At 58.7% G+C, this 7527-nt stretch carries 4 protein-coding genes; all 4 read left to right on the forward strand.

All coding sequences use genetic code 11. The annotated features are described in order from the left end of the window. Position 1 precedes the first annotated feature (1 nt). On the forward strand, positions 2 to 823 hold the full coding sequence (locus PAT3040_RS07450) for a carbohydrate ABC transporter permease (RefSeq protein ID WP_181376485.1): 822 nt from the start codon (positions 2 to 4) through the stop codon (positions 821 to 823). 49 nt (positions 824 to 872) lie between these two features. Then, the gene (locus tag PAT3040_RS07455) at positions 873 to 2708 is read left to right on the forward strand and encodes a sensor histidine kinase (RefSeq protein WP_108992103.1); all 1836 of its coding nucleotides are present in this window, start codon (positions 873 to 875) and stop codon (positions 2706 to 2708) included. Then, a complete protein-coding gene (locus PAT3040_RS07460; protein ID WP_108992104.1) occupies positions 2701 to 3765 on the forward strand; it encodes a response regulator in 1065 nt (354 codons plus the stop codon). Before PAT3040_RS07455 ends, PAT3040_RS07460 begins: the two co-directional genes overlap by 8 nt. 199 nt (positions 3766 to 3964) lie before the next feature. After that, a partial coding sequence (locus PAT3040_RS07465) for a discoidin domain-containing protein (protein WP_181376486.1) occupies positions 3965 to 7527 on the forward strand: 3563 nt, incomplete at its 3' end.

Consider the following 7527-nt stretch of genomic DNA (forward strand, 5'->3'; position numbering starts at 1 on the left):
CATGAATACGACCAAGACACAGCATTACGTGAGCCTGGCGCTGCTGACGCTCGGAATCGCCTTTATTTCCGCTCCGCTGCTCATTTTGCTGTTCTCTTCTTTTAAGACGAACGCCGAAGTGTACTCGTTCCCGTTTCGTTTCTTTCCCGAGCATTGGACGCTGGACAATTACCGCAGCGCCTGGAGCAGCAATCTGAGCCTGTTCGCCTGGAACTCGATTGTCACCTCGCTCGTTCCGACGGCGACGACGATATTCACCGGCCTGCTGGCAGCTTATGCGCTGGCCAAGATGACGTTCGTCGGCAAGGGCGCGCTGCTGAAGTTCATCGTCTTGATGATGCTCGTTCCGTTCGACATTTTGATCGTGCCGATGTTTCAGCTGTTCAAGGGCTTCCAACTGCTGGACACGCTGACGGGCATTATGATCCCGGGTCTGGTGAGTGCCTTCGGCGTATTCCTGATGCGCCAGTTCATGCTGCAAATTCCGGACGAGCTCATCGAGGCCGCGCGGATCGACGGATGCGGGCTGTGGGGCATCATCGTGAAGCTGGTGCTCCCGAACGTGAAGCCCGGAATCGCGGTGCTCGGCATCACGACGTTTCTGCATAACTGGAACGTGTTCACGTGGCCGTTCATCATCACGTCCGGCGACATCAACAAGACGCTTTCTGTAGGGCTCGCGGGCATGGTCACGTCGATCAACAACTTCAATCCGGGCGCGCTGTTGGCCGGCGGAATCATTATGATCGTACCGGTGTTCGTTCTGTTCGTATTTTTCCAAAAAGGTATTACGCAAGTATACATGACTACCGGGATTAAATAGGATCTGCTATACTGAGGGCATTTGCTTGTCGCCGGGGGGATTATCCGCAATGATGCCGACATCGATGCGTAGCAGAATGGTATTGCTCGTCCTGTTAATGATCATGGTGCTTACCGTGGCTGTCGCTTTAATCGTGCTCCGATCCAATTACGAATCGGCTAAGAGCATGGCCGACGAATACAATCATCAGTTGGCGTTGGACACGATGGAATCGCTCGATATCAAGAACAAGAAATACGGCGAAGTCTCGCTGCAGATCGTCATGAGCCAGCTGGTCCAGGAACAGTTGCCCCGCATGCTTCGCGCCGATACGGCCGATCCGGGGTTTCTGTCATTCAAGACGGAGCTGACCGGATTCCTCAACCAGTACTACTTCACGTCGGACGAGATCGAAAGCATCCGCGTCTGGTTCGGCGACCACAATTATTTGTTCGTCGGCGAGTCCAGACTGAAGGGGGGCGGCGGGTACGAGGAGCAGCACGGCTACCGGTCGGCACGGGAAAGCCCGACTCATCTGGCCTGGGTGGCCAACGCCAACGGTACGCTTTCCCAATGGCACGTCATCACGAGCTTCCAGAACAAGAAGAGTCCGAACAACGGTAGCGCCAATCCGGTCATCGGAGCGGTCGAGATCAATATGAAGCCGCAGCGTCTACTGGAAAGCATGGACAAGCTAAAGGTCATGCCGCATGCGAGATTCAGCTACGTCAACGCGGATGGCTCCCTGCTGGTCCAGTACCCGGAAGAACGCGGAGAAGATATGGCCGGCGCGGACGCGGCGATGCTGCAGGCTTTCCGCGCAGGCGATGGGAAGCCGCTTGCGTCGGGCTTGCGTTCGGACGGCTATCTTTATTTTTTCGAGCGCTCGTATTTGGGCATGTACTTGATCATCTCCTACCCCGAGCAGACGTTTCTGCAGTACGTGTCGGTCGCAGGCGTGCCGATCGCGCTCGTAGCGCTGCTGGTGCTCTTGCTTTCCCTACTCGGTGTCCTCTATATCTCGAATATGACGACCCAACCGCTTCGCACGCTTCTGAAGGGCATTCACGCTTTCGGTGAAGGCGGGCTGGAAGAGAAAATTCCGGTCACTGGCGTACGGGAAATCGATTTGATTGGCAGCGGCTTGAATCGCATGGCCCGGCAAATCCAGCAACTGCTGGAGAGAGAGGTTCAGTTCAAGCAGGTTGGGCACGATCTGGAGATGAAGAACAAGCAGGCCGAATTGCGGGCGCTGCGGAATCAGATCAATCCGCACTTTCTGTTCAATACGCTTCAATCCATCCACTCGGTCGCCCTCCGCAAGACGGGCCATGAAACGGAAATCAACCGGATGATCATCCATTTGTCCAAGCTGCTGCGCGAGAGCATCTATCATATCGGAAACAGCGTCACGGTCGAAGCTGAGCTCAACAATCTGTGGGCATACGTCGAGCTGCAACAGATCCGGTTCAAGGGCCGTTTTCGCGTCAAATGGGACATTCATTACGAATCGCTCCCCAAGAAGCTGCCCTGCCTCATCCTTCAGCCCTTGATGGAGAACGCGATCCATCATGGGGCGTTTCACGCCGAGCGCGAGGAGGTGCTGATTACCGTCAGCAGCTCCTACGCGGATGGCGAACTGACGATATGCATTCGAGACCAAGGCTGCGGCATGGACCGGGAGACGCTGGTTGGTTTGCTGGCGAGTCTGGACGGCGAACGGGTGCCAGGAGCTAGCGGGCACGGCGTCGGACTGTTCAATACGCACAGCCGGTTGAAATACGAATTCGGCGACTCGTACACCATGAGAATCGACAGCGTTCCCGAAGCCGGCACGAACGTCCGGCTGGTTATCCGGGATCAGAACCAATACAACGAGCGACAGGTGGTGGACGAGCATGTATAAGGTGCTGATCGTCGACGACGAGGCGATGATCCGTGAGGATCTAAAGGATTTCGTGCAGTGGGAAGCCGCCGGCTTCACGGAAGTGAGGCTTGCCGCGAGCGGACAGACGGCACTGCTGGCGGCCTCTGAAACGAAGTTTGACCTGGTGCTGGCCGATATCAACATGCCCCGCATGAACGGGCTCGTCATGATTCGGAGCTTGCGGGAGTCGGGCTACAAAGGCCATATCGTCGTCATTACCGCATACGGCGAGTTCGAGTATGCAAAGACGGCCATCACGCTCGGCGTGAAGGAGTATGTGCTTAAGCCGATCGACTTTCGGGAGATGAACGTAATCGTGCGGCGCATCGCCGACCAGCTCAGAGAGGAGACGGAAACTGTCCGCAGCCAACAGTACGCCGTCGAGGCGAAGGCGTCGGCGGCGGAGTTGCTCGAAGCGACCGCCCTGCAAAGGCGGGAGAGAGCGGAAGCCGCGATCGGGGCGTTGTTCGCCGCGCGGGAGCGCCTGCGTCAGCCGCTGCCCGTTGTACTGTCCGTTCTGCAGCAGACGATCGTGCAGGCGGAGGCGCAGCTGAACGGCTACAATCCGTCCTACTATGCGACGAAGCAGCCCTTGTTTCTCGAGCTGCTGCAGCGACAATCGGCATGCGAGACGGAGCAGGACGTCCGGCAGCTGTTCAGACAGCTGGCGGCGCATTTGATCGACTGCTACGAAGCGGCGGGCACGGTGGAAGGCGGTGCGTTCAGCCAGCTTAAGCCGTTAATCAAAGCGCATCTGGGCGAGGAAATATCGCTGGAATGGCTGGCGCAGCGCGTGCACATCAGCGCGAATTATCTCAGCGTCGTGTTCAAGAAAGAAACGGGGGAGAACTTCAACGAGTTTGTCATGAGAGAACGGATGATGACCGCCCGTGAGCTGCTCAGAAACAAGGAGCACCGCATCGTCGATATCGGAGAAAGGGTCGGCTATGCGAACTACCGTAGCTTCAGCAGGGCGTTCAAAAACTTCTTCGGCCTGTCGCCTAGCGAGTTCCGTGAGCAACAAGGCTCTCGTTAACCCGACGGGAGGCAAGTTCATCGAAAATGTCTCGTCATCCAAACAATTGTCAATTGAATGCGCTTCCAACAGATGCCATGATGGGGGCATGTCCCTCCGGTTCGCCTTTAGGCGACGTATGCCGAACGCGCCGGCCGGACGGAGTGTGACGAAATTGAATGGAGCGGGGCGACCCGCCGGGGAAGGGGACAGAAATAGAATGACGGTAAGATCAGGATCAAGGGGAAGGACGGGCCGCAAGTGTCTGCTGCTGCTTACGGCGGCCGCATTGATGATGCCCGCGGGCTGGATTGGCGGCTTGCCGCCCAAAGTGTCCGCAGAAGGAACGCCACCAGCGGAGCAGGCGATTTCCAGGGAGGTGCGGGTGCAGGCGGTTGCGGCAACTGCTTCGTCCAGCCAGATCGGCCACGGCCCGGAGCTTGCGTTGGACGGCGTATACGACGACGGCGACAACAACTGGCGGCCCGCCGCCAGGCCGACTGCTTCGAATCCGCAGTGGATTCAGTTGGATCTGAGTGAAGCGACGAAGATCGGCGCGCTGGAAGCGGCCGTAACAGGAGAAGAAGGGCCGAAGCGCTATGCCGTTCAGGTGTCCCTGGACGGCGCGAGCTTTCGAACCGTCGCGGAGCGGGAAGTGCAGTCCAGCCGCACGCTTTATGTCTCTTGGGACAGCGTGGAAGCACGCTACGTAAGGCTGCTGCTCTCGGATAGCTTCGGATCGGAAAGCGCGATTAACGAAATTACGCTGTTTCCGGACGTCCTGCCGCACCGCGTCGGCATCTTGTCGTGCTTTCCCGACATGAAGAACTTCGGCGACGCCGGACTTACCTCCTTGCAGGATCAGCGTCAGCAACTGATGAACCTGTGCGTCAGCATTGCGGATCCGGCGAGCCCTGGCATCAATCTGATGCCGGAACTGATCGACGACGCGCTGTATCCTAACGGCATATCGGACGAGGAAGTGCTCGATTACGTGAGCGATCCCGCGAATTACTCGTGGGAATACGCGGACGACATGTTCGGGCGGTTCACGGACATCGGGATGGACATTTGGCTCGGGTTCCAGGGATTTTCCAGCCGGGCATTCCCGAGCTTCTACTCGACCATCGTGGACGAAATCGGAAGAACGATCCAGCACCGCGATTTTTTCAATGAGCTGCACAACGAGACCGTAATCGAAGTGGCCAAGCAGACGATGCGGCACTTTGACAGCAACCCGAACGTACGGAAATTTTCGATCCTCGGTCCGGGCTGGTACGGCGGAATCGAGTATTACTCCGGCCACAGTCCAGAGCTGCTGGCCGTATACAGCGACAGTGCGCAGGAGAACTTCCGCGCCTGGCTGGCGGACAAGTACGGTACGATCGGAGCATTGAACGACAGCTGGGGCGCAAGCTACGCGAGCTTTGACGAGATCGCGTCTCCGCTGCCCGACCGGTCGAACCCCGACACGGTGGACGACCGGCCGGAATGGGCTGACCTGATGTTCTGGAAGATGGCGTACATGGACGATTTTCTGGCGGAATACATGCAGGCCATGCGCTCGGTTTCCGACAAGCCCATCCATGTCGAGGTCGACGGCGGCTATCAAAGCGCTCCGATGGAGACGGGAGAGAGCATGGGCAAAATCGCCCGCGACTTCAGCAAGTATGACAACATTATTTTCGGCAACAGCAACCTGGACGCACCTTACGGCGTCGCGCAATATTCCGCCACGGCCCGCTTTTACGGGCTGAAGGGGACAATGGACGATACGGCGCAGCCGTTTGATAAAGCCCAGACGGACAACGCCTTCAATTTCCTGAGCCGTGGCGTGGACATGCTGGCGCACTCGGCGCTCGGCTGGGACTACGAAGAGTTCAACGGCGGCACCGGCAAATGGGACCCTAACGGCAACTACAGCGGCAATGATCTGTACCGGTACACGCAGGCGAACTCTAAGAAATATTTGTCGATTGATCCGGAGCCGGACAGCCCAGACGTGGTCATCTTTAATCCGTGGTACGCCAATTTGTTCCGCCAGGGGTACAATCGGAACGACCACAATTTTATTTTTGACGGCGACCACGGTATCTCGTGGTACGGAGCGCCGTTCGCCAATTGGGCGCATTACCTGCAATCACCCGACATCCTCGACGATTTTCCGATCGAGGACGGCGCTCTCGATAATTACAAGGTGTTCATCAGTCCCAATATGGGAGTGACGCTCACCTCGGACGCCGCTGAAGTCAAGATCAAATCGTGGGTGCAGCGTGGCGGCGCATTCGCCAGCTTTGGAACGGACAGCTTCAACTATAGCGTGAACCTGGAAGAAGGACGACTAGGCGGCGGCGACGGTGTCGGCGACTGGATGATGGGCTTGCTAGCCGGATCGGCGGCGACCAGCCGCGTCGGCACGCAGATCAAAGTATCCGCTCGGGCGCCAGCATGGCTGAAGTCGCTTGCGTCTGGCGCGTCGGTTTCCGTAGCGGCGGATGCTACGGGCGCGGGACAGGCGCTTGGCGCGCTGCCGTCGAACGCGGTTCCCGTGCTGGAAGACGAGGCGGGCAACGCGATTATGGCGGAGTTCGCGGTCGGCGAAGGCAGCGTTCTGTTCGGTACGCTGCCGGTGGCGGACAACGAGCTGTTCAAGGACAGCTTCATGAGCAAGCTGCTGTCGGATTATGCCGATTCCCGAGGCATCAAGCGCACTGTAACGGCCGATCCGACCAAGTTCCACGTAGCGGACGCAGGTGTCGACGCCTACAGCGGCAAGAGGGTCGTCGAGGTGGCCCGCAACGCGAATACCGATCCGAACGAAGTGCTCGTCATCCGACATGCGCCGTCGCTCGACGGCAAGGCAGCGATCATCGACCTGAATTGGGAAAAGGACGGCATGCTGGAATACACGTTCGAGCCGGGCAAGGCGTTCGTTTACGTGCCGAGCGCATACGGGACGATCGCCGCCTCCGGCTCGATCGCGGAGGAAGACGGACGTCAGATCGTCACGCTCGACCTGTCCAACGGCTATCCAGTCGCTTCGATTACGCTGAACGCGGAGAAGCCGCTGACGGCGCTGGCTTTTGCGGGGAACGGCTTCGGAAGCGGTTGGCAGCAGATCGGCGGCGCGTTCGGCGCCGGAACTGTAGCCGCGGACATCGGTGCGGTCGCAAGCTCGGACGGAGAGTCGGGCGCCGTCGGCAAGCTCGTCAGCAAGCCATTCGTCCTTGCGGACGATGCGCTGGCGTTTTACGGCGCAGGCTACGCCGGAACGGCAGTGGACGGAGAGCAGCCGGCAGCCGGAGACAAGATCATCGCCAATTTCGAGAACGGCGACTGGAGCGAGGTCGCTAATGTCGATACAGCGGTGTTCGGTGAGGCTCCCGCGACTGGGGGCGCCGGATGGGTCGGGGACGGCGACGGTTATTATGCCGCCTCCTCGATCGGTGGTGGCCAGAAGGGCATGCTTCAGACTTCGAAGTTCGTCGTCGATCGGCCGACGCTCTCGTTCGACGGGGCCGGCTGGAACGGCACGGTATATGGAGAGGGTCCGTGGCCTTACGCGCTCAATAACCGCTTCTACCTAAAGGACGCGGCTACGGACGAAATTCTGATTGAAGAGGTGCCGACCAATCGGGTAGGGGACAGCGGCCGGATGAAAACATACGTGTGGGACGTGGCTCAATATGCCGGCAAGGAAGTGTATTTCGAAGCGGTGGATGCCATCGGCGAAGCGGAGTCGGCTGCCTATGGCGGCGGCTTCGACTGGCTGGCCGTTGACAA

It is taken from the genome of Paenibacillus agaridevorans, from assembly GCF_003112455.1.
GTDB lineage: Bacteria > Bacillota > Bacilli > Paenibacillales > Paenibacillaceae > Pristimantibacillus > Pristimantibacillus agaridevorans.